Raw genomic sequence first — 22,067 nt, 5'->3', positions numbered from 1 at the left:
TAGGCGACTGCGCGCACCACCTTCGGTCGACAGGGGGATTCGTGGACGGGGAGAGGAACGCGGCGGCGGAACTGGCCTATGTGTGCGAGCGGTTGGACGAGCTGAGCGCCGTCCTGCCGGGCGGCGTCGAGGCCGCTCCGGTGCGCCGGCTGAGAGAGGCCGTGCGCCGGGGCGAGGACCCGGCCCTCCCGTTGGACGACCTGCACACGACGCTGCTGGCCGCCGGGGACCACATCGGGATCTACGGAAGCAGGGGCATTCAGCCGGCCGGCATCGACCAGGAGGACGCGGACGAGAGCGTGTACCTGTGTCCCGCACACCGGTGTTCGCGCTACGACTGGCCCGAGCCGGGCGTCGCGCCACCCGAGTGCACGCTGACCGGACAGCCACTGCGTCCGGACGGGCTGTAGTCCATGGGGAGCCTGCTGAGCGAACTCGGGAAGAAGCTGGCCGAGCGCTGGCTCACCCTCCTGGTGCTCCCCGGCGCCCTCTATCTGGCGGTCGCCGTCACCGCCCACACCCTCGGCCACGCCCACGCCCTGGACATCGGCCGCCTGATCGACACCATCACGGGCTGGGCGGGCACACGTCCCGCCACCACCGTCGGCGGCCAAGTGGTGCTGCTGGCCGCCGTCCTCGCCGGAGCAGCCGCGGTGGGACTCGCCGCGCAGGCCCTGGCTTCCCTTGCCGAACACCTCGTCCTGGCCGCCGACTGGCGTACGTGGCCGAGACCGCTGCGCGAGCGGGTCGCCCGGCGGGTCGACGCACGCGCCGCCCAATGGGCCGATCACCACACCACGTACCACCGTCTGCGCGCGGCGGCCGCCGCCGCGCGCACCCGGGGGGAACGCCTGGACCCCACGCCCCGCCACGACGCCCGCCGGGCCAGGGCCCGTATCGCCGCCGAGGCCCCCGACCGGCCCACGTGGAGCGGCGACCGCGTCCACGCGGTCGCGATCCGGCTGAAGCGCGATCTGAACCTCGACCTCGCGGTCGTGTGGCCACCGCTGTGGCTCCATCTCCCGGAACAGGTGCGGACCGAAGTGACCGCCGCCCGCGCGGCCCTCGCCCGCGCCTTCGCCCTGGGCGCCTGGGCCCTGCTGTACGCCCCTCTCGCCTCCTGGTGGTGGCCCGCGGTCCCGCTCGCCACGGCCCTGGCGCTCGTCTCCCGCTACCACACCCGCGCGGCCGCGGAGACCTACGCCCAACTCCTGGAGGCCGCCACCCGGCTGCACGCCGGGGATCTCGCCAGCCACCTGGGCATCGAGCACACCGGCCCGGCCACCCCTGAGCTCGGCGCCACCCTGACCGCCCTGCTCCGCACCCAGCCCCACACGCCGTCCGCCTGAGTCTGGTTGGCGTTGTCGGTCAGTAGCGAGAGCGTTTGTTGCCCAAGAGCGAGAACACCCCGTGGGCACGGAAGACGATGTAGCCGAGTTTCAGCAACGCCCGGTTGCTTGACTTGCCCCGGATGTAGTGCGTGGCCCCCGGCGGGGTGGATGCGGAGCCTGGCGGTGTGCCGGGGACGGTCAGCGTGCGCATCATGAGCAAGACCCTCGCCACGTGGTCCGATGCCCTGCGGACGGAGCCGCCGGTAAGCGCCGCCGCGGTCGTGGTCGCGCGGCCCGTTCAGGGGGCGAGGTGGCAGGATGACACGGTGTTCGACTCTCTGCGTGAACTGTGGCTGCGCGGCGTCGCCTTCAATCCGGCGGCGCCCTCCGACGTATTGGTACGACTGTTGGATCGAGCGGCCGGTGAGGCATGCCTGCTGATGTGCGAGGGTCGTGACCTGCCTGACGCCACCATCGATTCTGTCCTGCGCCATCCGGACTACGTCATCCGCCGCGCGCTCGCCCGCAACCGGTACGTCGACCCGGCGCGGCTCGCCCCCTTGGCGACGGACCCGTCGGGGGTCGTCCGCGGGTGGCTCGCCTCCGGCCCCCGTCACTACCTCCGATGGGTCCGACCGCTGCCGGACGACATCCTCGTGAGCCTCCTGATGGCCCAGGACGGGGGCGAGGACGGCAAGGTCACCGCGAAGGAGATCATCGGGGAGCTCGATTCGTCCCGGCAGATCCCGCTGTCCTTCTTCCGCTCCATCGCCGGCCACGAGAACCCCGAACTCCGGATACGGGCCACTTGGAGGTGGCAGTCCCTCACCCCGGCGCAGCGGGCGGGGCTGCTCGACGATCCGGACCCCGCGGTCCGTGAAGCGGCGCAGGACAGGAACTGGGCGCTGGACCCGGAACGGGTGGAGGCCATGCTGCCGTCCTTCGGTTCGCGCAACGCATTCGTGTTCGAAACGTGTGCTCTGTCCCCCTCGCTCGTCGAGCAGTGCTTCACGGACGGCACGGTGCTCCGCTTGGCCCGGAACCCGCACACCCCGTCCTACGCCCTCGCCCGGCTCGCCCGCCACCCCGACGCGGGGGTCCGCGCCTCGGTCGCCGCCCGGCCCGACGTGGCACCGGACCTGGTGGCGGAGTTGAGAGAGGACCCGGACGAGGACGTGCGGATGTGCGCGCGCCTCCACCCCTTCCCCCGTACCTGGGCGGAGCACTGGGCGATCGATCAGGTCATCGGGCACGGTCCTGACTGCATGTGCCCGAAGGGCGAGCCGTTCACCACGTCGAATATTGAGCCGGCTGTCGGGCCGTCACCCGACTGGTTGGCCGCCTGTGCCGTGTCCGAGGAACCGGTGCTCCGCCGGGTTGCGGCAAGTTGGCCGGGCCTGTCGGCGGAACTCGCCGAGACGCTCGCGCAGGACGACGACGAGGAGGTGAGGATCCGGCTGGCCTGCCACCACCCGCTGGCTCCGCCGCACCTCCTCCTGGATGTCTTCGTCACCCGCCCGGTCCACCGTCCGCACCTGCTGGCCCTGCCCGCGTTCCCTCGTACCGGCTGGGCTCACCTCGTCGACCACCCGGATCCCGAGGTACGGGCCCTGGCCGCAGCCGATCCCGCCTTGCCCGACCCCCCGATCGAGGATCCCGACGCGTCGGTGCGCCGGGCAGCGGCCGCCAACCCGAATCTGTCACCGGAAGCCCTGGAGGCCCTCCTCGCCGACCCCCGTACCGCCGAGGGCGCTGCTTCCAACCCGTCCCTCCCCGTTCCGCGCATGCACGCACTCCTCGACCACTGCCTGAACGGCACCGCCACCAAGCCGGGGGCCGTCCAGCGCGGACAGACGACACCCACGTAGCGATCACGGGCATGGCAACCTCCGTGGACCATCGACTGACGCCGACACACCAGACCAGCGTTGCCAAATCTCATCAACATTCCGGACATCAGCAACAAACGACTGCTCCTGCAACTGGTCTACAAACGTTCTCCCTTCTCACCTACGCAGCCATCTGGTCCTCAGCACGGCGTGAAAGCAACCGCGGCGGGTCCGGATCAGCTGTGACAGCGCCACAGGTGCTGCGGTCTCTATCACCTTCTGTACCGACGCTGAGCTGCAATGACTTGTGCGCCCCTGCCTCGCGCCACACAGCCTGCCCCAGAGAACCCGCTCTGCCCGGTCTGCCGCGAGGCTGTGCTCGCCCTGCAGAAGCCGCAGAGGACGACGCCCGCGTAGGACGATCAGGCGCTCTTCCGGCGCGTCGTCTTCTTCGCCGCGGTCTTCCTGGCAGCTGCTTTCTTCGCGGGCGCCTTCCTGGCCGCGGCCTTCTTCTTCGGCTTCTGCATCTCGTGCACGGTCGCGTGCTCGCCGGTCTCGCCGCGGGACGCCTTGGCCTTGGCCACGGATTCCTCGAGTGCGGCCATGAGGTCCATGACCCTTCCGGTCGGCGCCGCTTCCTCGCCCTCCGCCGCCTTCGGCTCGCGGTGCTCGGCCTTCGCCTCGATGACTTCGAGCAGCGACTCGCGGTAGTGGTCGGTCAGCGCCGACTCGTCGACGTCGGCCAGGCGCTCCACGGACATGGCCTCGAGGAGCGTGAGCGCCTCGTCGATCTCCTTCTCCGTGAGGTCGACGTCGTCGGGGGTCAGTTCGGTCGGGTCGCGGACCTCGTCGCTCCAGCGCATTCCGTGGAGCAGTAGTGCGTCGCGATATGGACGCATGAGTCCGAGGCGCTCGCGGCCCCGGAGTGCGTACTTCGCCACTGCGACCTGCTCGGTCCGGCCGTGCGCTTCCCGCAAGAGGGTGTACGGCTTGGCCGCCACAGGGCCGTCGGCCGAGATGTAATACGCTCTCGCCGATGTGGCGGGGGTCGATGCTGTCCCAGGGGACGAACGCGGCGATCTCGATGGCTTTCGCGGTCGGCAGCGGCATGCCGGCCAGGTCCTCGTCCGTGATCGGGATGACCTGGTCCTTGGAGACCTCGTACCCCTTGCCGATCTCGGTCTCGGTCAGCTCCTGGCCGTCGAGCTCGCACACCTTGCGGTAGCGGATCCGGCCGCCGTCGTCGAGGTGGATCTGGCGGAAGCTGATGCTGTGGCTTTCGGTTGCTGCCTCGAGCCGGCAGGGCACCGTGACCAGCCCGAACGAGATGGCGCCGCTCCAGATCGGACGACCGGGCATCGTTCCTCCAGGAGCCCCCTGGGGTCTGGCCTCAGGCTATGCAGACTCCGCCCGTGATCGCACGCCCTCGGGCGGGGCGCTGTCACTCGACCGGTCCCGTCCGGCGCGACACGTGTCCGGTCGGCTGGACAGGCTGGGGCTCCGTCTGCGGGACGGGCGTAGCGACGCGGTCCCGCATCACCGATGGGAGCACCCATGCGCGGTCATCTCACGCGCGCCGCCACGAAGGTCAGCCTCGTTCTGGCCGTGCTGGGCCTGGTTACCACCACGGCCACGACCACCGCTGCGGCCCGGCCCGCACAGCTCATCCACCGGCAGACCGTCGTGCTGCCCCTCAGCGGCACGTTCGGAGCCTTTTTCTCGGAGCCGATCGACATCACCGGCAGCATCCGGGTCCGGGTCGTCACCGAGACCGAGCCGGACGGCGGCGGCACCGCCCGCGTGACCAGCACCCTGCTGCCCACCACCGGCACCGGCGAGGTCAGCGGTGACGCCTACCGCTTCGTCGGCAGCGACACCGACGAAGTCACCTACCCGCCCGGCCCGGTCGCCCCACTGACCTTCAACCCCACCTTCTTCAAGGTCTACCCGCCGGGCCCCATCGTCCCGCCGCACCCCATCCTTCCGCCGCACCCCGTCCAACCCGTCATCGTCGACGTGACGCTCGCACCGGACGGCGCCATCGAGAACATCAGCGCCCTGGTCGACCCGGGATCGGTCGACAGCCCCTGAAACCAACGATCAGAAGCACACACGCCGACGGGCCGGCGTCCCGCGTGGAGCGGGAGCCGGGCCGTCGGCGTGCGGAGCCAGGTGTACGGGCGCGCCTGGACCCTTCCCGTGGGGAGCCGGGAAGGGGGCAGCGCGGTCCCGCCCGCTCGGCGGCAGGCGGGACCAGGTGCGCGATCCCTCTCCGGGGGTGGTCTGCGAGGACCGCGTACCGACACACTGCCACCGGCGTCCCGGGTGCAACAGGGTCGTGCACGAAAGAACCTTCGGCATATGCCAGCGCCCGCCCGTGTGCTGCCCGGGCGGGCACTGGGGGCCTGGACTTACACGCCCATCTTCACCTTGACGATCTCGACGGCGGAGACGCCCTCTTCGGCTGCCTTCGGCACCCTGTAGTCCTCGACGGCCGACGCGCTGTAGGAGACGGCGGACTCCTGCGGCTCGTCCCTGCCCGCCTTCGTCCACTGCAGCTTTTGACTTCCGCTCCCCGCCCTAGAGGGCGGGGATTCCTACCAGGGTCGGCTGACCGTCTCGGTGGGTTCCTGCTTCGCCGCGCTGTGCCGGGACGAGTCCTGGTCTTACCTGCGCTCCACAGGCTGACACCGCCAGTCCGGCGGCCTTGGCGACGTTGACCGCCGCGTTGATGTCCCTGTCGAGCCAGACCCCGCACGCCTGGCACTCCCACACGCGGACGTGCAGGGGCTTGGGGCCGTCCTTGACGCCGCACAGGGAGCAGACCTGGGTGGTCGGCTCGAACCGTCCGATGCGGTGGAAGGTGCGCCCGTACCTGGCCGGCTTGTACTCCAGCATCGCCGTGAACGCCGACCATCCGGCGTCGTGTACGGACTTGGCCAGGCGCGTACGGGCGAGTCCCTTGGCCGCCAGGTCCTCCACTGCCACCGCTTGGTTTTCGCGGATGATCCGGTGGAGAGCTGGTGGTGGAACTCGCGCCGTGCGTCGGCCACGCGGGCGTGAGCGCGGGCGACCTTGATACGGGCCTTGGTCCGGTTGCTGCTGCCCTTGGTCTTACGGGCCAGGCGGTGCTGTTCCCGCTTGAGCTTCTTCTCGGCACGCCGGAGAAAGCGGGGGCTGTCGATCTTCGTGCCGTCCGAGAGGATCGCGAAGTGCTTCAGGCCCAGGTCGATGCCGACCACGGCGTCCGTGGCGGGCAGCACCTCGGTCTCGACCACGAACGAGGCGAAGTACCTGCCGGCGGCGTCCTTGATCACGGTCACCGTGGACGGGACCGAGGGCAGTGAGCGGGACCACTTGACCCGCACATCGCCGATCTTCGGCAAGGACAGGTCCCCGCCAGTGGTGATCTTCCAGCGGGCATTAGCGGTGAACCGTACGGCCTGCCGGTTGTCCTTGCGGGATTTGAACCGGGGCGCGCCCATGCGCGGGCGCTTCCCCTTGAGGCCGTCGAAGAAGTTCCGGTACGCGGTGTCCAGGTCCCGCAGGGACTGCTGGAGGACCACAGCCGAGACCTCGCCGAGCCAAAAGCGCTCGCCGGTCTGCTTGGCCTCGGTGATCAGCAGCTTGGACAGGTCCCCGGTCTTCGGGAACGCCTCACCGGCGGCGCGGGCGGTCTCACGGGCGCGGAGCGCGTCGTTCTAGACCACCCGCGCACACCCGAACGCCTGGGCCAGCGCCGAGCGCTGAGGACCGTTCGGGCACAGACGGAAGCTGACCGGAGCCGCATACCAATCACCGTACTGCAGTTGGTTTATAGCCGAGTATCAGCACATCGGAACTGGTCGGCACTGCGCTTTCGTCCTCCACGCTCACTTGGTTTCTGTGAGCCAGCGAACAGGACACGTGCGCAGTCAGTGAATCTGCTACCGCGAGTTCGCCGCGTGGCCTCCGGCGGAGTCGGGTGAAGGCCTGCACCCAGGACGGCGGACTAGCGGCCGGCTGCCGGCTCGCGTCCCGGATCTCGTCAAAGTCGCGTAATGACGCGGCTTCAGCTCCCCATAACTAACTCGCGATAGGTCGTGAGCTCCAGCTGTTGAATGCGCCGCGATCTGGTCCGCTTCTACGACTCCCCGAACCACCCGCTGCCCCAGGCCCGAACCGCGGTCTGGGGCAGCGGCTTCTTCATCGCCCCCGGCTGGGTGCACACCTGCGAGAACGCGGCAAACGCGGGTGCAGACCCAAGCGCCGCATTCCAGAGTTCCAGCTCTCGCATGTGGTGCGTCGGCCTCGCTCTCCTCTACGACGATCCGGACCGGCCACCAAACCGGTCGTGGTGGGGGGCCTTGCAGGGCTAACCGCTTGATCCCCCACCCCGCTGACCGCCCGGACGAGCCGGGCACGATTCAGGAGGACTTCCATGCACATCGACCCTCTGTTCACCCTGCCCCTGATCGTCATCTGCTTCGGCATCATGTGCGCGGCCGTTGTCTGCGTCGTCGCGCTGTTCCGGGCCCATCGAACTGACACCGTCGCCGTGGTGAAGGCCCTGCCGGAGCTGACTGCGACGATCCTGCGACTTCGTCGGCGGCCGCGACGATGACGACAAGGAGCGCGGTGACGCGAGCGCAGTCGACAATCGGAGTCAGGGGCCGGCGACGCGGATCCGCAGGACGTGGGTTAGAGCCGCGCCTGATAGACGGCTTTGGGGCGTCGGGATCCATTGCGGCTGTTGGTGAAGGCCTCGAGCAGGTCAGCGGGATCGGGCTGCTGGCCGTCGCCGATGTACCGGATTCCGTCGCCTTCCGGAGCACTGCCGGTGTCCTTGCCGATCGGGTGGCGGCGGCTAGTCGCGGTGCGCCATCCCCACCGCTCGTCCCACACCAGGGCCGGCGTGTTCTGCTCTGCGGTGAGCGGGATCGCGGCCGTCAGGTGGTCGCCGTCCAACTGGCGCACCTCAACCTGGACTGCCTCGGCAACGCCGGCCTCGTTCAGAGCATCGGCGACCTTCTGCAGGTACGGGCGGGCACGTCGGGTGCGCAGCTCTGCCTCGGCGATCGTCGCGGCGCCGCGGTGGGTGACGGTGGGGTAGCCGAGGCGCTCGGCGGCCTCGATCGGGGTGAGTTCGGGCTCGGCCTCGACGAGGTCGGCGATGCGCCGGCCTCGGAGCTGGGCGAGGCCGGCCTGGGCGGTGGGGAACTTCGCGATGCCCAGGGTGTCGGCGACTTCGGTGAGGGTGATCGCGGGGTTGTCGTCGAGGAGTTCGGCGATCCGGCGGGGGCCACGGACGTGACATCCATGTCTGACATCAACGCCCACAGCTCACCAGCAGCCTTACGACTGATACGGAAATGTGGAGTTGGAAGATTGAGCTACCCCTACGAACTGGACGGCGAGACGCTTTGGGACGCGGGCTACAACAGTGGTCGGCTCTACATCTCCCTTACGCAAGCCGCAGAGGACTATGTGGAACTGCCGAGCGGCTTGATCGAAAACGCTCGGATAGGCGGCTGTGACGTAGATCTGCCGACCTTTCGTGTGTTCGTAGAGGGTTTGTACAAGTCCTACTCCTCGACCCAGAACCCGGTGCTGCATGGACTCTCACGCGGCCTGTTGGTCACGTCGCTCGTTCTCCTGGACATGGCAGGGGCCTCGCTCACGCTGAGGGCCGAACATGAGGAGGCTCTCCGGAGCGAGATGGCCTCCTTCGGACGCTCCATGGGGGCTGCCAACTGGAGGCGGTACAGCAGCGCCGTACCACAACCCCAGCAACCGACGCCGTCCGATAGCGTCTCTCCAGGGCCTCAGAGCGGCCGGTACGACCACCTTTGACCGATCCGGCTAGAGCCTGTCTCCTTGATCAGTCGATCCACTGATCGGCGCCCCTCTGAATGCTTGCGGCATCGTGCATGGAAGCCTCTCCACATGGACACATTCGCGGACCGACTCGACGGCGGGTGGAGGTGGTGGGAGGCCGCCATCGAAGAAGCGCAGGAGGGGCGCTGGGTCCGTGACGTCGTGGAACGGCAAGTGATCGAGGACATCGGCGCCGCCACGAACCCTCTTCATGGTGGGCGGATGGCCCCGTTCACCGAGGACTCGTGGCACGTACGCATCGGGAGGATCGCGAACTGGGCCGGGGTGCTGCGGCTCGCGGCCCGGTCAGGCGGCTGGGTGCTCCAACCGGTCGCCGGGCACAACCCGCCGCACCCTGCCGGCATGACCGAGTTGCTGTCTGGCATCTACGCGGTCGGCGAGCAAGGAGAAATCTGGATGCAGCAGCTCATGAAGGGCGAACTGCCACCAGAAGACGAGGTCGCGAAGGCTGAGGGCTTCCTCACCGGGCCGGGGTCCATCGAGGACCTTGAGCTCTTCTTCTACGACTGAAAGGCGCCGTCTCTTCATCCTCACTGCCGTGCCCAGATGAGGATGGCGGCGAGGCGGAGTGCGGCCTGGTAGGCGAGGGCGAGCTTGTCCGTTCCCTCGCGGTAGAGCGGCGGCGTTCGGCCTCTTCGGTACCCCACCACTGTCAACACCACGCGCTTGATACCTCGTTGGGACGTGGAGGGCGAGGAGCTGATCCTCGTCCCCGATCCCGACCCGACCCCGGCCGCCGAACTGTGCGAGGTCCGCTCCGGCGGCGCGCTCGCCGAGGTGCTGCGCGGGGTGCGGCCGGTCTTCGGCGACTCCGCCGCCGCCCGTGCCGCGCTGCCCGAGCTGCTCGGGCACGAGCACGTGCTGCCCGGCGGGCACCGGGCGATCCTCGCCCCGCTGCGGGGCCGCCGCCGGGTGATCGGCGCCGCGGTCTTCCTCCGCCGTCCCGAGCGGCCCGGCTTCGAGCCGAACCACTTGCACATCGCGTACTCGTCGATACCCACCACCCGCAGGGCCGACGGCTGAGGGTCAGGCATCGCATCGACGAGCCGAAGCACCGTGCTGCGGCTCACGGAGATGCCGAAGACGTCTGCATGACGGGCTCCAGCGCGGCCGGCCAAAGCAAGACCCACCTCGCTCAAGGCTGCACGCAGTCGTTCAGTCCGCTGGGCATGACGGCGAGTCAGTCCAGGTACCTGTTCAACGAAGGTCTGCTGCCCGCAAGAGGTGTCCGCGCAGGTGAACCGGCGGACCCGCAGGCGCAACACCACACGCTCGCCGGCACGCCGTGACGCGGCGCAACCGCCATCGCGGTCCTCCCTCGATGGCGGTTGCGCCGTGTCTCAGTTCAGCCGGGTGGTGGCGTAGGCCTCGATGGCGTCGCGCTGGTACGCGGCCAGGCCAGGAACGATGGCCTCGTATGCGGCGCGCCAGGTCTCGTTGTCGACGATGGAGCGTCCGATGGCCCGGTAGTCCTCGGCGGAGACAGCGCGCAGTTCGGTCAGTGCCCGGTACTGGGCGTCGATCTCGGCCTGGACCGGGTCGGCGTCGGCCGGGTGGCCTGCGGCCATGAGTTCAGCCAGCCGGATCATCTGCGCGGTGCGCTCACGGTGCGCGGCGTCGGCGTCGGCCTGGCTCATCGCGACGGCGCGTCGTCCGACCTCTTCGGCGAGTTCGGGGAAGTCGCGCATGTTCTCCTCGTACTGGGAGGGCGTCACGCCCTCGAAGAGGTTCTCCGGTCGGTTGATGGTCATGGGGTTGCCGTCCTTTCTGGACTGCTCCAGTTCGGCGATCGTGCGGGAAACGGTGTCGGCCAGTGCGTCGAGCCGGTCCCGTTCCGCGAGGAGGCGCTGGTGGTGGCCCCGCAGGGCATCCACCTCGTCGACCTGTTCAGACAGGATCCGGCCGATTTCCGGCAGCCCGACGCCCAGCGCCCGCAACACGAGGATCTGTTGCAGCCGCAGGAGCTGGCGCTCCTCGTAGTAGCGGCGCCCATTGGCGCCGATTCGAGCAGGCGGCAGCAGCCCTGTCTCGTCGTAGTGGCGCAGTGTCCGGGCGGTAACGCCCGACATCCGGGCCACCTCCGCAATCGGCCAGTCCATCACGACTCCTGCACGTGTGTGTCGCCGGGCCGGTGTCTCCGGCCCTGGTCACGACGGTAGGAGCTGCCGCAACGGCAACTTCAACCCTGAGACCCAAGATCCTCGCAATCGAACAGGCACGGTCTACACCCCAGGCGGAATGGCCTCCGCCCGCTGCGAAACACGTGAACATCTGGACCCTGCCCAGAGCCCCGGTGCCGCCCGAATCCCCGTAGAAATGCTGTCGTCTCTCATGAGCAGAGCCACGGCGGCCCTCCCACCGCTTCCGGGCCGTCCGACACTCAGGTGCAAGCGAGCTCGATGCAGCGGATTCCGCCACCGGGATGCCACTCCATCACCGGGCCGGCCGCGTCCCCGTGCTCCTCACACCAGGACACCGGGACCAGGCCGCCGCAGTCGTGTCGCTCGCACCAGCAGCCCTCCCCCGGAGCGGAGTACGGCACCCCGTGCCGGACCACCCCACCCTCCGACTCCGCAGACCGGCCGGCCACGCCAGCGTCACCCGCAAGCCGCCCAACCCCGACCGGAACCAGTCAATCACCCGGACATCGCCCAGCACCGCCAACGGACGCGGCGCCTACTCGGTGGCCAGCCTGATCCCGAAGGTGTTGATGATCGTGCCCATGGGGATGTAGCCGACGGTGCCGAAGCATCTGACCGTGGGGTCCACGGTCTCGTTCGGGATACATACGACGGGTTCGCCGCGGCCGACACTGATGATTCCGCGGGCCTCCATGTCGAAGCCGTACGTCCCGTCCGGACTGGTGACGACGGGGCCGCCACTGTCCCCCTTGGAATGGGAGACATCTTGCAAATTCGTGCGTTGCGCGAACACGACTGGACCGACCTTGGTGCCGTCGTCCTGGATGATCGAGTCCTCGATCGAGCTGACCTTGTTGTTGCAGTGGACTCCCGACATGGCGCCGGAGGTGCACACATAGTCGCCGATGTAGTTGGTGTTCCAACCGACAACGTGCTTGCCGTTGTCGGTGTTCCACGGGCCGTCGTAGTAGTAGCCGCCCACCGCACCGTCCACGCCGATGACGGTGATATCGAGGTCACGCCTCTTGAGGATCGCGTCGCCTATGCGTTCGCCGGTCCTGGCTTTGAACTCCCCGTCCATTCCGCAGTGCGCCGCCGTCAGCATGCCCGCGGCTCCTGAGAGGAACAGCACGCTGAATCCGCTGCTGCAGAATGTACGGTCGGGGTTTTATGAGACCTGCGCCGCCCCACCACGGTGAATAGTCGTCCTGTCGGGCGGAGATCTGCGCCCGCTCCGTGGGCACGGCTGTTACGGCTACGCCGGTAGCCTTCTCAGCCTCGGCTGCGACGTCCGACGCCACACGCTTCTGCTCGGATCCGGCAATCCCCGCTTCGGGCTCGTATCCGATGACTAAGCCGTCACCTGTGGGGGGACGTAGCCAGGCGGGTCCATTTCCGGCCACCGGCAAGTGAACCGCCGCCGCGACCGTCGCCGTTTCTGAGCAACCTCTTCTGGGCGGCCGAGACTTCGGCAGCCGAATAGCGAGCAGGGTGGAGGCTGACCTTCAGTCCCTGGGGTGCCTGCGCTGCCAGGGTGCGGACCCGTTGCGGAACCTGGCCCTTCCAGTAGACGTTCAGCTGACCGTGGTCCGCGTCGACGATGATTCCCGCGTACCCGGGCAGGCGGTGCCGCTCATGCTCGGGGCGGTTCTGCGTGATCTTGTTGGCGATGGCGTCCAGCTGGTGCTGGCGTACCAGGACCTCCTTAGGGACGGCGTTGCCCGGACGGACTACTGGTGCCGGTATGTCTGCTGAACCGGCCCCGATCAGAGCCGTGGACAAGACGGCCAGAGCCGTCATAGCGACTAAGTGGCTGTTGTTGTTCCGAACTTGAGGAGCGCTGGTCGAACGGGAGTCACCTGAACTCCCGACCCGACCGGTCCTCCCCCGCCGTCGTGACCTCCGCGTCCATCACATCGAGTGGCAGCATGACCGCGCGCACCGGGTGGACGTCACGTCGCCGAGGTGCCCGGCCGCACGGCGAGGCCAGAGCACCCACAGGCACGACGCCTGGCGTACCGCCACCACCAGCGTCCTCGCAGCAGTGCGCAGCTTGTTACCCGAGCGGTGGGAGGCGAGGACGTCCGCAATGGCCAACCGGCGGCGACTGCGAAAATCGCTGTCCGATCACCGGAGCACGGTGATAGACATCCGGCGTGGAAAAGAATCTCGGGTTCCCTGACCTGTTGCGACTGATCGATGAACGGTCGACCGCCTTCCGCGCCGTGGTCGCCGCCGCGCCCGGTCTCGACGCGCAGGTGCCGACCTGCCCCGGGTGGACGCTGTTCGATCTGGTGAAGCACCTGGGTGGGGGAGACCGTTTCTGGGCCGCCATCGTAGGCGCGGGGTCTGCCGACGCTCCCCCGGCCGAGGCCGTCGCCGCGCGCGCCGCGCTGGAAGTGCCGCAGGAGCGTGAGGCCCTGCTGGCCTGGCTGGACGCGTCGACGCAGCTTCTGCTGGGCGCCCTGCGCGCGGCGGGACCGGAGAGCGGTTGCTGGACGTGGTGGCCCGCGTCGCAGTCACCGCAGACCGCCGGCGGCACCGCCCGGCACCGGGTCCAGGAGACCGCGGTGCACACTTACGACGCCCAGCTCGCCGGGGGCTCCCCGCAGCCGCTGCCGGTCGAGCTGGCACTCGACGGTGTGGAGGAGTTCCTGTTCACCGTCTGCGCAACGCCGAGTGCCTGGCCGCACAAGCCCACGGCCTTCGCCTTCCACGCCGCCGAGGGCCGCTCCTGGCGCCTCACCGTCGACGGCGACGGCGCACGCATCACCCGCATCCCCGCGCCCACCGCCGCGACCGGCGAAGACTCGGACGCAGCCGGCGCCTCCGTCCACGGCACGGCCAGCGAGCTGGTCCTCTACCTGTACGACCGGATCCAGGCCGACTCCTTGCACGTTGACGGAGACGCAGGGCTGCTCGACCTGCTCCGCGCCTGGGAGCCGGAGGAGAAGTAGGACGTAGCGGGGGCGGTTGGCCGCGCCTCGAGCCGGTAGGACACGACTCTTCGCCAGGTTCGTCAGTCGCGGCACCGGGCTCAAACCCGCGAAGCGGCCTCGGGGCGTCACCAAGCCGACCGTCTACCTGGATGGCAGTGCGAATTTGTCCGTCCCAGCGATCACGAGAAGCAACGCGACTGCCGTCGTCCCGCTCTCGTCGAGAAGTCAGTCGATCGGGTGACTGCGGCGGCTGCCGTGCATGAGAGCAGCGCCTCTTGGTAGCTCGAAGGGTGTCGAATCCAACGTGCGGTCCAGGAGGCCCTGTTGTCGCATTTCTACGGCAACGCGGGAGTGGGGTCCACTTCAGCCACTCTCGCGTGTGACTGTCTGGCTCACAGGTTCGGGAACGCCAGAGACCACGGGGCGCGCGAGCGTCGGTATCCCACCGACATGTCGGACGCCGAGTGAGCGGTGGTCCGGCCACTGCTGCCGGTGCCGGGCTGGCTGCGGGGCCGGGGCGGGCAACCGGAGGCTTATTGCCACCGCGCGATGCTGGACGCGATCCGCTACCTGGTCGACACCGGCACGAAGTGGCGGGCCATGCCTGCCGACTTCCCACCGTGGGACCGGGTCTACGCGTTCTTCCGGCGCTGGCGCAACCACGATCTGGTTCGCGAGTTCCACGACCGGCTCCGCCGCCTGGTCCGCGAGCGGGCCGGGCGGGACTCGGAGCCGGGCGCGGGCGTGATCGACTCGCAGTCGGTCAAAGCGGACGCGGTCGTCGGCTCTGACAGCCGCGGCTTCGACGGCGGCAAGCTGATCAACGGGCGCAAGCGGCACGTCGTGGTCGACACCCTTGGCCTGCTGCTCGCGGTGATGGTCACCGCAGCGGATGTGGGCGACCGCGCCGCGGCCCAGGTACTGCTCACCCAGGTCACTGCCGCGCACCACCTGCTGGCCCTGGTCTGGGCCGACGGCGGATACACCAGCAGCCTCGTCGAGTACTGCCTCGCGGCCCTCGCCCTGGTCCTCGCCATCGTCAAACGCAGCGACGACATGCGCGGCTTCGTCGTGCTGCCCAAGTGGAGAGACCCCCTCCCGGGAGGGGACGGCCGGCTCTTGGGGGTCCGGGGTGCCGCCGGAACGGGTCAGGGAGTTGCGCCATGGCAGCCACGTGTTGTACTCCGGCGCCAGGAAGCGCGCATGGAGCAGCGCCTCCGGGTTCGACTCGACGAGGCACGTCACATCCGCCTCCATGTCGGCAAGGCGAGGCACGGCCTCGCTCACACCGCCATTGACCATGGGGAGCAACTGCGGCTCCGGCACCTCCCCTTCCGCCTTGGCCTCACCCCACCCGGCGCGTGCGGGACGACTTCCGGTAGCGGGACGCGCCACTGAGCGGGTCTGCGAGGCGGAGTCGCGGTAAGGGTTGGACGGAGCCCGCCGTCACACACGGGCACAGCGGAGAGCTGCCTCCCCGCCGGGTAGTCGGACCGGCCAGGCGGCTCTCCGCTGCTGTCAAGGCGTCACATCAACGGACACGGCAGGATCCACCACTCCCGGCTCCCGGCTCCCCGCTCCCGGCTCCCGGCAGTCGAACTTGAGCCCTAAGAAGCTCGATCTGCATCGGACGACCGCGAGGCCATAGGACTCTGCGGCCGCCAGGAAGAGCCGCACCCGACGTCGAGTCCCGTTCGACGACGGAACCCAGAGCCGGACCAAGGTCGCACTGCCCGCGGCCGAAATCCCGACGAGTGCCGGTGCGGCGAGCGCGTGCCCTGACCCGCCCGTCGGGTCACCCTGCGGCTGCCCCGGTCGTGCACGGCAGGCCGGCGAAGACGACCGCCGTGGGTTCCGCGTCGATCGAGGCGCATGGGCACGGCTGCGGCCCTGAACATGCGACGTATGCCCAGGGCCGCTCTCTCAGCGAGCGTCAGCCGGTGCTGTTCCCGTCACCACCCTTCCTCGCTGTCACCGCCGCCGGCACCGCTGTTGTCATCGACGCTGCCGTTGTCAGCGGCCGCGTCACCGGCGGCACCCGTGCCGATCCGGGCTCCGACGGCCTCCAGGGCGGTGGTCACCGGCTGGAAGAATGTCTCGCCGCCCAGGGTGCAGTCGCCGCTGCCACCCGAGGTGAGGCCGACGGCGGTTCCGTCCCGGGTGAACAGGGCGCCGCCACTGTCACCGGGCTCCGCGCAGACATCGGTCTGGATGAGCCCGGAGACCGTGCCCTCGGGATAGTTCACGGTGGCGTTGAGACCGGTCACCTGACCGTTGCGCAGACCTGTCGTACTGCCCATGCGGAAGACCTGCTGGCCGACCGCCGCGTCGGCCGCCTGTGCGATCTCCACGATCTGGCCGTCGCCGGTGTCCACAGCGCTCAGGGCCTGGGTGTTCGGGTCGTCGTAGGTCACGAGTGCGAAGTCGCCCTCACCGGGGAACACGGCCTCCTGCACGGTACCGATCGGCTGGCCGTTCTGTTGCTCCGACCATTGCTCGGCTGCGACGCCGCAGTGTCCCGCCGTGAGGAAGCCGGGACGGCCGTCCTGGGTGGTGACGTTGAAGCCGAGCGAGCAGCGGGCACCGCCGCCGAAAATGGCGTCGCCGCCCTCGATGAAGGGCTTGAACTCGCCCCTGGACTTCTGGATGCGGGCGACGCCATCGCCCAGCGAGCGGACAGTACTCTCGACCGTGTCCCAACGCTCACCGCTGACCGTACGGTCCGCGGTGACCACGATCGCGTTCGTCCTGGGATCGATGGCCCACGCGGTGCCAGGAACCGATGCCTTGTCGCTCAGAGAGTTCATCGCCGAGGCGAGGACCGAGAGACTGTTCTGGACGCGGTGCGCAACAGCGCCGGCTTTCTCGACCTCGGCGCTGGCACTGGTGTCACCACCGGCGACATTGACGACGAGCTGTTGCCTGTCCGCGTCGTAGTACGCGCCACCGTAGGAGTCACCGAGCTGCCCGCCCAGCTGTTGAATCAGTTCCGCGGCCGCCGGGGCACTCATCGCTCTCGGCGAGCCCGACCGCTCCCCCGCACCGTCCTGCGAGGCATTGGCCTGTGGCAGCAGGATCGCCGTCGCGACAATGCCCACCGCCCCGGCCCCCGCCAGAACCGCATTCCGCTTGGGTATTCGCCTGTGACTCAACTCTTCGCCTCCTGTGGGGGTACGGACTACGATCGCCGCCGACGGGGCGACCAGGGGACGCGTCCGGCCTTCCATACGGATGACGCGAAGGATCCGTTCAAACTCTCGCGCGCAGGCCGTACTTCACCCCTCCTCCCCGCGCAGGCGCGCCGGCGGTACTCACTCCTGCCGGTCCTCGGCCTCTTCCGCCACGCACCGCACCGTCGCCCGAAGGGGGACGCTGCTTGCCGATCTTCGGCATGACGGCCTCGCTCAACGCCGACGGCGAACCTTCAACCCGAGCCGAAGGTCGCGGAGATACCTCCGCGCCGCACCACGTCACCGCTGCGCCGCAGATCGCGCGGGGGCGCTGTGGCTGAAGCTGTTCACTCGCGCCAGCCTGAGGGCCCGGGTCAGTTGGCGGTCGGCTTCTGGGGCAGCTGCCGGCTCGGCCTCCCGCCCTTCCCAGGGACGCTGCCAGGTCCACGTTGCGCTGTTCCGTGCGGGTGACCTTGGGTGGGAGTCTGTCGATGTCGGCACGGGGGCGCAGCCAGGCCGAACTCGCGCGAGACCTACTCCCCCAGCGCCTCGAACAGGGCACCTCCATGTGCTGAGTGCGCGTGACCAGGCGGGGGCCACTGCCAACGCCCACCCTCAGTACATGGTCGGGCCCGCCGCACCATGCGCGACGGGCCCGACTCTTCGTGGCCGAGGCGGGATTCGAACCCGCGACCTCTGGGTTATGAGCCCAGCGAGCTACCGACCTGCTCCACCCGGCGACCTCCACAGTAAGACGCCAACACCGCCCCGAGCGAAGGATTTTCCGCACAAGCCTCGCGGGCGGCCCACTGCCGGCTGCAGCAGGCGTGGCCATCGGCCGACTCGGAAGCTTCGTCGTCCGCCCGCCCGAGCAGCCGGTGCCTCGCTCGAGATGGAGTGGGCATAGCCGGAGGGAGGACGGCGGCGGAGCCGGGGACGGCACGGCGGATCTTCGCCGCTCCAGCACATCCCGGACTACGGGCAGGCTCTCGCCAAGCAGCGCGAGCTGCCAGCCGACATGGTGGATCAGTTGGCGCCGCTCACGACGACCCGGACCCGGGGTGCGGTACACGCGGCCGCCGCGGTGAACCTCGCGCCGTACGACCGTCTGTCCCGTCTCAAAGCCGCGCACCGCTCCTCCGTCACCGCGGCCGGGCTGTACTGATCGCGGCGTCCAGCCCAGCGGCCGACCCGGCGCGGCCAGGGCAAACCCCCCGCACGGGGAGAGCTTGCCCAGGATCGCCATCGTCTTGCCCCGATCACGCCCACCGGCGAACCCCGGACCTTGCCCTGATGGGAATTCTTGAAAATCACCAGGTCCGCTCTTCGCTACCCAGACAGTTACGCGATCAACGACGGGTCGGGGCCGCCCGCTCGTGAAGTGTGCGGGCCGTGCCGAGGGTCGTGTTCCGCCGCGTGGTGTAGGCCGTGACCATTTCTGCGGGGGTCCGGTACAGCACACACTGGCGAAGCGGTCCTTCGGGCACGCTCGGATCCTCGAAGTCGTCGGCCGGGTCCCGGGTCATGCCGATCCGGCGCATCACTGCCTGGGAACGAAGGTTGTCGACGGTCGTCGACGCAACCACTTCCCGCAGCCCGAGTGCCTCGAAGCCGAAAGCCAGGCAGGCCAGGGCGGCCTCAGTGGCGTAACCGTGACCCCACGCCGAACGCGTCAACCGCCACCCGATATCCACCCCCGCGAACGGCATGTCCTCGCCCACCTCGTCCAATCCGGCGCGGCCGACGAACTCACCAGTCTCCCGTGCTTCGAGCGCCCACCACCCAAAACCTCGCTCGTCGAACTCGGCCTGCATGAGTGCCACCGCGGCATCGCTTTGCTCCCGTGTCAGCAGTTCCCCCAGGTGTTCTCGTACTTCAGGATCGGCGTTCATAGCCGCCCACGGTTCGAGGTCGGACTCCCGCCACTGGCGGAGCAGAAGACGATCGGTTCGCAGCTCAGGCATGCCATCTAGCCAACCCGATCAAGATCAGGGGGTCGATCGGTTATGTCGGGCCCTGCGGTGCTCGCCCATGCCAGACCAGTTGTGCAGATCCTCACGGCCTACACCACCCGGCGGGACACCATCGGCCGAGCCGTCAAGGGCGCCTTCGGCGGCGCTGTGAGTGGGGAACCAAGGTGAGCGGGTCTGGGGAGTCCCTGTGTACGGGGTGGGGAAATTCAAAGAGCTTCGTTCCGTACGTGGTCCCGCAGACGACCTCGCCGTCGTGGCCCTACTCAGCGATCTGGTCGCACATCCCAATCAGCGGTCGAGTCGTCGCGGGGCACCAAGCGGCCAAGCTCTTTCAGCCACAGGAACGGCAGCGCCATCAAAGCCATACTCGGCACCCCTGGGTGACAGAACCTTACGAGTGGCTCGATCGACCCGGGAAAAAAACGTAGGGCCCCATCAGCCCGGAACCCAATGCGTGCTGCAGACGCTGCGAGGTGGGCATTTCCCGTGTATGGATGGGGTGTTGAGAGCTGAGCTATTGCAGGTGGAGACGTTCACCCGGCCGCGGACGCGGCAGCTCGAGCCGCTGCTGAAAGGTGGGGCGTGAGCGGGGCGGGAATGTGCCCGGCGGCGGCCGTCCGTAGCCTGCCGCCGGCCGACCGGATGCCGCTGGTGGCCGAGTGGGTGCCGCGGCCGGCCGAGCGGGTGCTGCTGGTGGCCGTCTACCACCGCACGAACCTCGCCATGAGGCACTCGCGCCCCTACTCGGCTGCTCCCCCGCGACCATGTGCCGGGTCATCGCTCGCGTCCCCTCCCCGCCCTCGAGCCGGCCTCCCGGCCCGCCGACGCCGTCGAACGGCTGTGGATCGTGGACGGCACCCTGATTCCCGTCCGCGGGCAAACGGGGGCTGGCGCGAGGTCGCGGCCGCTCCCTGAACGGCGTCCTAGGTCGCCCCTTTCACGGACGGCCGCCCGCAGGGTAGCCGCCGCCGGTCGGGCCGTGGAATGCTCCTCCCGCCGCTTCAACAGGCGCCGCCGGGGCGCCCGAGGCCCTCACGGCCGAACCAGTGACAGTAGGGGGCGGCGCCGGCGGCCGCCGCACGCGTGACGCGCGATCGGTGTCCCGCAGAACCCACTGGACCCGGCCTTTCCCCGCAGCACTCGGTGTCCCCTCGTCGGGAGCCACCCGGTCGCGCTGATCCGGCGTGCCCCGGGTACGCGCGACCAGGACGAAGGTGACGCTGATCAAGAGAGCCCAGGCGCCGAACTTGGTGAGCGGAACGGGTTGCCAGCCGTCGAGTTGGTGGGGGTAGCTCCAGGCACCGACGTAGGTAGCCGCGTTCTCCGCGACCCACAGGAAGAACCCGATCAACGCGAAGGCCATGGCCAACGGCATCCGGTGACAGGAGGCGCCCACCGTGAAGCGGACCCAGGTGCCGGCCATCGCGGCGAGCAGCAGCAGGGCCAGCAGCAGCCGTGCGTCCGGCAGCCAGTGGTGGGTGAAGAAGTTCAGGTACACCGCGGCCGCGAGGGCGGCCATCAGCCGCGGTCGGTACCCGGTCAGCGACAGATCCATGATCTTCCACGCCCGGCAGCAGTAACTGCCCACGGCGCTGTAGAGGAATCCGCCGTAGAGAGGAACTCCCGCGATCTTGGAAATGGCGTCCTCCGGGTAGCTCCACGAGCCCATACGCACTTTGACAAGCTCGAAGAGCAAGCCCACGAGGTGGCAGCCCAGGATCACGGCGGTGTCCCGGGGGCCGTCCCATCCGACTTTACGGGCCAGGACAGTAAGTGCCACGCCGTAGAGCAGGAGCAGGTCGTAGCGCGCTACCGGCAGATCGCCGGGAAGCAGCCGCGAGGCGCCGATGCCACCGACAAGGACGACGGCGAAGGCGACAGCCCGCACCTGGCTGAGCCCGAAGCGCCAGAACTGGGCGCAGCCATGGGCGATCCGCTTGAAGGTCATGACCGAGCAGACTCCCGACCGGCGAAGGTTGGTTCCATCAGCCTTCCCAGAACCTCGCGTACGGCCCGGCCTCCGCAGTGTGCGCGCCGCGAGCATCAGATGCTGCCTGCCCCCACCGACGCGCAGGCTGACGCTGATGCAGGCGAGGCCCCTCTGGTGCCGGCCGATCCCAACGGGGCGGATTCACCGGAAGGCGTCATGCCGCCCGAGAAGCCGGCTGGCCGTTCCCACCGGTGCGTCGACCAACCGGTGGACCGATCGACACAGCAGTCCCGAGAGATTCCGATCACGCGCACGCACCATCCCCGGCCCCGCCTCTCCCCTGGTCACCCGATCCGACCTCGGACGACATACGCACGGGCCGAGGGGATCGCCGGGCTCATCGGCGCGTGGGCGGGGGCCCCTACTGTGTTTGGTCAAGCTGGCCGGGTGTGATTCCGGGGCGCCGACCAGCCGCTCGGCCATCCTCGGGCCTTTCCGCCGTAACAGCGTGACCAGTCGGCGCCTGCCGGCCTTGCGGATCTGGGCCGGGGACCCGAACCGCTCCAGCAGAGTTGGAACGGCAGGGTGTCGACAAACGGGCGTTGCGCCGACTACGGCTGGATCCATCCCGGAGAGCTACGTAGTTGGGACCGTCGGCGGGTACGCCCGCCCGGGACGAGTTCGGCCGGCGGGCGCCACGTGGGCGCAGGCTGGGCACGTCAGCATGGGCACGCACGGGATGCACACCGCCATGGTCGAGAAGCAGGCTCGGGCCGACGGCACCCCTAGGCCATGTCCGTAAAGTCGTCGGCTCGTTGCTCTATTCGTGGTGCGTCGACATGAACTGACGGATGAGTCGTGGGCGTTGATCGCTCCG

General features: G+C 69.1%; 18 protein-coding genes, 1 tRNA gene and 6 pseudogenes. 12 read left to right on the top strand and 13 right to left on the bottom strand.

Translation table 11 applies throughout. The annotated features are described in order from the left end of the window. Positions 1 to 41 precede the first annotated feature (41 nt). Together ACFV9D_RS24365 and ACFV9D_RS24360 are read left to right on the top strand one after the other, a co-directional pair. Positions 42 to 410, top strand: coding sequence for a hypothetical protein (locus ACFV9D_RS24365; RefSeq protein ID WP_385149960.1), 369 nt, complete (start codon positions 42 to 44; stop codon positions 408 to 410). Positions 411 to 413: 3 nt separating this feature from the next. Beyond that, the gene (locus ACFV9D_RS24360) at positions 414 to 1,349 is read left to right on the top strand and encodes a hypothetical protein (protein WP_385149958.1); all 936 of its coding nucleotides are present in this window, start codon (positions 414 to 416) and stop codon (positions 1,347 to 1,349) included. Positions 1,350 to 1,368: 19 nt separating this feature from the next. On the opposite strand, the gene ACFV9D_RS24355 is transcribed toward ACFV9D_RS24360, so the two are convergent. Then, positions 1,369 to 1,545 (bottom strand): hypothetical protein, encoded by a 177-nt coding sequence (locus tag ACFV9D_RS24355; RefSeq protein WP_385149955.1) that lies wholly within the window; start codon positions 1,543 to 1,545, stop codon positions 1,369 to 1,371. Between ACFV9D_RS24355 and ACFV9D_RS24350 the strand changes: the two genes are divergently transcribed. After that, complete coding sequence (locus tag ACFV9D_RS24350; protein WP_385149952.1) at positions 1,544 to 3,199, top strand: hypothetical protein; 1,656 nt, start codon at positions 1,544 to 1,546, stop codon at positions 3,197 to 3,199. The genes ACFV9D_RS24355 and ACFV9D_RS24350 overlap by 2 nt on opposite strands. Positions 3,200 to 3,582: 383 nt before the next feature. On the opposite strand, the gene ACFV9D_RS24345 is transcribed toward ACFV9D_RS24350, so the two are convergent. Then, entirely contained in the window at positions 3,583 to 4,161 is a 579-nt protein-coding gene (locus tag ACFV9D_RS24345; RefSeq protein ID WP_385149949.1) for a Ku protein, read from the bottom strand. A 94-nt stretch (positions 4,162 to 4,255) separates the two neighbouring features. Then, positions 4,256 to 4,519, bottom strand: a pseudogene (locus tag ACFV9D_RS24340) (Ku protein); the annotation flags it as partial. A 195-nt stretch (positions 4,520 to 4,714) separates the two neighbouring features. Here ACFV9D_RS24340 and ACFV9D_RS24335 point away from each other — a divergent pair. Beyond that, positions 4,715 to 5,251 (top strand): hypothetical protein, encoded by a 537-nt coding sequence (locus ACFV9D_RS24335; protein WP_385149946.1) that lies wholly within the window; start codon positions 4,715 to 4,717, stop codon positions 5,249 to 5,251. Positions 5,252 to 5,740: 489 nt separating this feature from the next. Here the strand turns inward: ACFV9D_RS24335 and ACFV9D_RS24330 are convergent. Continuing rightward, positions 5,741 to 6,969, bottom strand: a pseudogene (locus ACFV9D_RS24330) (RNA-guided endonuclease InsQ/TnpB family protein). A 611-nt stretch (positions 6,970 to 7,580) separates the two neighbouring features. On the opposite strand from ACFV9D_RS24330, the gene ACFV9D_RS24325 reads away from it, so the two are divergent. Then, positions 7,581 to 7,763, top strand: a complete 183-nt coding sequence (locus ACFV9D_RS24325) for a hypothetical protein (RefSeq protein WP_385149943.1) — start codon at positions 7,581 to 7,583, stop codon at positions 7,761 to 7,763. Positions 7,764 to 7,840: 77 nt separating this feature from the next. On the opposite strand, the gene ACFV9D_RS24320 is transcribed toward ACFV9D_RS24325, so the two are convergent. Beyond that, positions 7,841 to 8,479 carry a DUF6292 family protein gene (locus ACFV9D_RS24320; protein ID WP_385149940.1) on the bottom strand — a complete coding sequence of 213 codons (639 nt, stop codon included), beginning with the start codon at positions 8,477 to 8,479 and terminating at the stop codon, positions 7,841 to 7,843. A 48-nt stretch (positions 8,480 to 8,527) separates the two neighbouring features. On the opposite strand from ACFV9D_RS24320, the gene ACFV9D_RS24315 reads away from it, so the two are divergent. The 3 genes and pseudogenes from ACFV9D_RS24315 to ACFV9D_RS24305 form a co-directional block, all read left to right on the top strand. Beyond that, positions 8,528 to 8,992 (top strand): DUF6086 family protein, encoded by a 465-nt coding sequence (locus tag ACFV9D_RS24315; protein ID WP_385149937.1) that lies wholly within the window; start codon positions 8,528 to 8,530, stop codon positions 8,990 to 8,992. A gap of 93 nt (positions 8,993 to 9,085) precedes the next feature. Next, a complete protein-coding gene (locus tag ACFV9D_RS24310) occupies positions 9,086 to 9,547 on the top strand; it encodes a hypothetical protein (protein ID WP_385149934.1) in 462 nt (153 codons plus the stop codon). A 204-nt stretch (positions 9,548 to 9,751) separates the two neighbouring features. After that, a pseudogene (locus tag ACFV9D_RS24305) lies at positions 9,752 to 10,021 on the top strand (serine/threonine protein phosphatase); the annotation flags it as partial. A gap of 356 nt (positions 10,022 to 10,377) precedes the next feature. Here the strand turns inward: ACFV9D_RS24305 and ACFV9D_RS24300 are convergent. The 3 genes from ACFV9D_RS24300 to ACFV9D_RS24290 form a co-directional block, all read right to left on the bottom strand. Next, positions 10,378 to 11,136, bottom strand: a complete 759-nt coding sequence (locus ACFV9D_RS24300; RefSeq protein ID WP_385149931.1) for a MerR family transcriptional regulator — start codon at positions 11,134 to 11,136, stop codon at positions 10,378 to 10,380. Between the two features lie 577 nt (positions 11,137 to 11,713). Continuing rightward, entirely contained in the window at positions 11,714 to 12,283 is a 570-nt protein-coding gene (locus tag ACFV9D_RS24295; protein WP_385149929.1) for a hypothetical protein, read from the bottom strand. A gap of 254 nt (positions 12,284 to 12,537) precedes the next feature. After that, positions 12,538 to 12,978 carry a hypothetical protein gene (locus ACFV9D_RS24290; protein WP_385149926.1) on the bottom strand — a complete coding sequence of 147 codons (441 nt, stop codon included), beginning with the start codon at positions 12,976 to 12,978 and terminating at the stop codon, positions 12,538 to 12,540. Between the two features lie 356 nt (positions 12,979 to 13,334). On the opposite strand from ACFV9D_RS24290, the gene ACFV9D_RS24285 reads away from it, so the two are divergent. Together ACFV9D_RS24285 and ACFV9D_RS24280 are read left to right on the top strand one after the other, a co-directional pair. After that, entirely contained in the window at positions 13,335 to 14,135 is an 801-nt protein-coding gene (locus ACFV9D_RS24285) for a maleylpyruvate isomerase family mycothiol-dependent enzyme (RefSeq protein WP_385149923.1), read from the top strand. Positions 14,136 to 14,588: 453 nt separating this feature from the next. Next, a complete protein-coding gene (locus ACFV9D_RS24280) occupies positions 14,589 to 15,515 on the top strand; it encodes an IS5 family transposase (RefSeq protein WP_385149920.1) in 927 nt (308 codons plus the stop codon). Between the two features lie 554 nt (positions 15,516 to 16,069). On the opposite strand, the gene ACFV9D_RS24275 is transcribed toward ACFV9D_RS24280, so the two are convergent. Next, positions 16,070 to 17,269 carry a S1 family peptidase gene (locus ACFV9D_RS24275; protein ID WP_385149918.1) on the bottom strand — a complete coding sequence of 400 codons (1,200 nt, stop codon included), beginning with the start codon at positions 17,267 to 17,269 and terminating at the stop codon, positions 16,070 to 16,072. Between the two features lie 684 nt (positions 17,270 to 17,953). Next, positions 17,954 to 18,027: transfer RNA gene (locus tag ACFV9D_RS24270), tRNA-Met, on the bottom strand. Positions 18,028 to 18,305: 278 nt separating this feature from the next. Between ACFV9D_RS24270 and ACFV9D_RS24265 the strand changes: the two genes are divergently transcribed. Next, complete coding sequence (locus ACFV9D_RS24265) at positions 18,306 to 18,452, top strand: hypothetical protein (RefSeq protein ID WP_385149915.1); 147 nt, start codon at positions 18,306 to 18,308, stop codon at positions 18,450 to 18,452. Positions 18,453 to 18,636: 184 nt separating this feature from the next. Here ACFV9D_RS24265 and ACFV9D_RS24260 read toward each other — a convergent pair whose 3' ends face one another. Next, positions 18,637 to 19,251 (bottom strand): GNAT family N-acetyltransferase, encoded by a 615-nt coding sequence (locus ACFV9D_RS24260; RefSeq protein ID WP_385149912.1) that lies wholly within the window; start codon positions 19,249 to 19,251, stop codon positions 18,637 to 18,639. Positions 19,252 to 19,750: 499 nt separating this feature from the next. Here ACFV9D_RS24260 and ACFV9D_RS24255 point away from each other — a divergent pair. Next, a pseudogene (locus ACFV9D_RS24255) lies at positions 19,751 to 20,155 on the top strand (hypothetical protein); the annotation flags it as partial. A 294-nt stretch (positions 20,156 to 20,449) separates the two neighbouring features. Here the strand turns inward: ACFV9D_RS24255 and ACFV9D_RS24250 are convergent. Continuing rightward, positions 20,450 to 21,208: pseudogene (locus tag ACFV9D_RS24250) on the bottom strand (DUF817 domain-containing protein); the annotation flags it as partial. A gap of 447 nt (positions 21,209 to 21,655) precedes the next feature. Further along, positions 21,656 to 21,790: pseudogene (locus ACFV9D_RS24245) on the bottom strand (IS110 family transposase); the annotation flags it as partial. Positions 21,791 to 22,067: the final 277 nt, after the last annotated feature.

The sequence above is a fragment of the Streptomyces sp. NPDC059875 genome, from assembly GCF_042731085.1.
Lineage (GTDB): Bacteria > Actinomycetota > Actinomycetes > Streptomycetales > Streptomycetaceae > Streptomyces.
This window is presented reverse-complemented; position numbering and strand designations above follow the sequence as displayed.

Coding starts and splice junctions, on each gene's coding strand:
- ACFV9D_RS24360 (WP_385149958.1), top strand. CDS start 414: ATGGGGAGCCTGCTGAGCGAACTCGGGAAGAAGCTGGCCGAGCGCTGG.
- ACFV9D_RS24335 (WP_385149946.1), top strand. CDS start 4,715: ATGCGCGGTCATCTCACGCGCGCCGCCACGAAGGTCAGCCTCGTTCTG.
- ACFV9D_RS24350 (WP_385149952.1), top strand. CDS start 1,544: ATGAGCAAGACCCTCGCCACGTGGTCCGATGCCCTGCGGACGGAGCCG.
- ACFV9D_RS24260 (WP_385149912.1), bottom strand. CDS start 19,251: ATGCCTGAGCTGCGAACCGATCGTCTTCTGCTCCGCCAGTGGCGGGAG.
- ACFV9D_RS24355 (WP_385149955.1), bottom strand. CDS start 1,545: ATGATGCGCACGCTGACCGTCCCCGGCACACCGCCAGGCTCCGCATCC.
- ACFV9D_RS24310 (WP_385149934.1), top strand. CDS start 9,086: ATGGACACATTCGCGGACCGACTCGACGGCGGGTGGAGGTGGTGGGAG.
- ACFV9D_RS24290 (WP_385149926.1), bottom strand. CDS start 12,978: ATGACGGCTCTGGCCGTCTTGTCCACGGCTCTGATCGGGGCCGGTTCA.
- ACFV9D_RS24300 (WP_385149931.1), bottom strand. CDS start 11,136: ATGGACTGGCCGATTGCGGAGGTGGCCCGGATGTCGGGCGTTACCGCC.
- ACFV9D_RS24265 (WP_385149915.1), top strand. CDS start 18,306: ATGGTGGATCAGTTGGCGCCGCTCACGACGACCCGGACCCGGGGTGCG.
- ACFV9D_RS24295 (WP_385149929.1), bottom strand. CDS start 12,283: ATGCTGACGGCGGCGCACTGCGGAATGGACGGGGAGTTCAAAGCCAGG.
- ACFV9D_RS24325 (WP_385149943.1), top strand. CDS start 7,581: ATGCACATCGACCCTCTGTTCACCCTGCCCCTGATCGTCATCTGCTTC.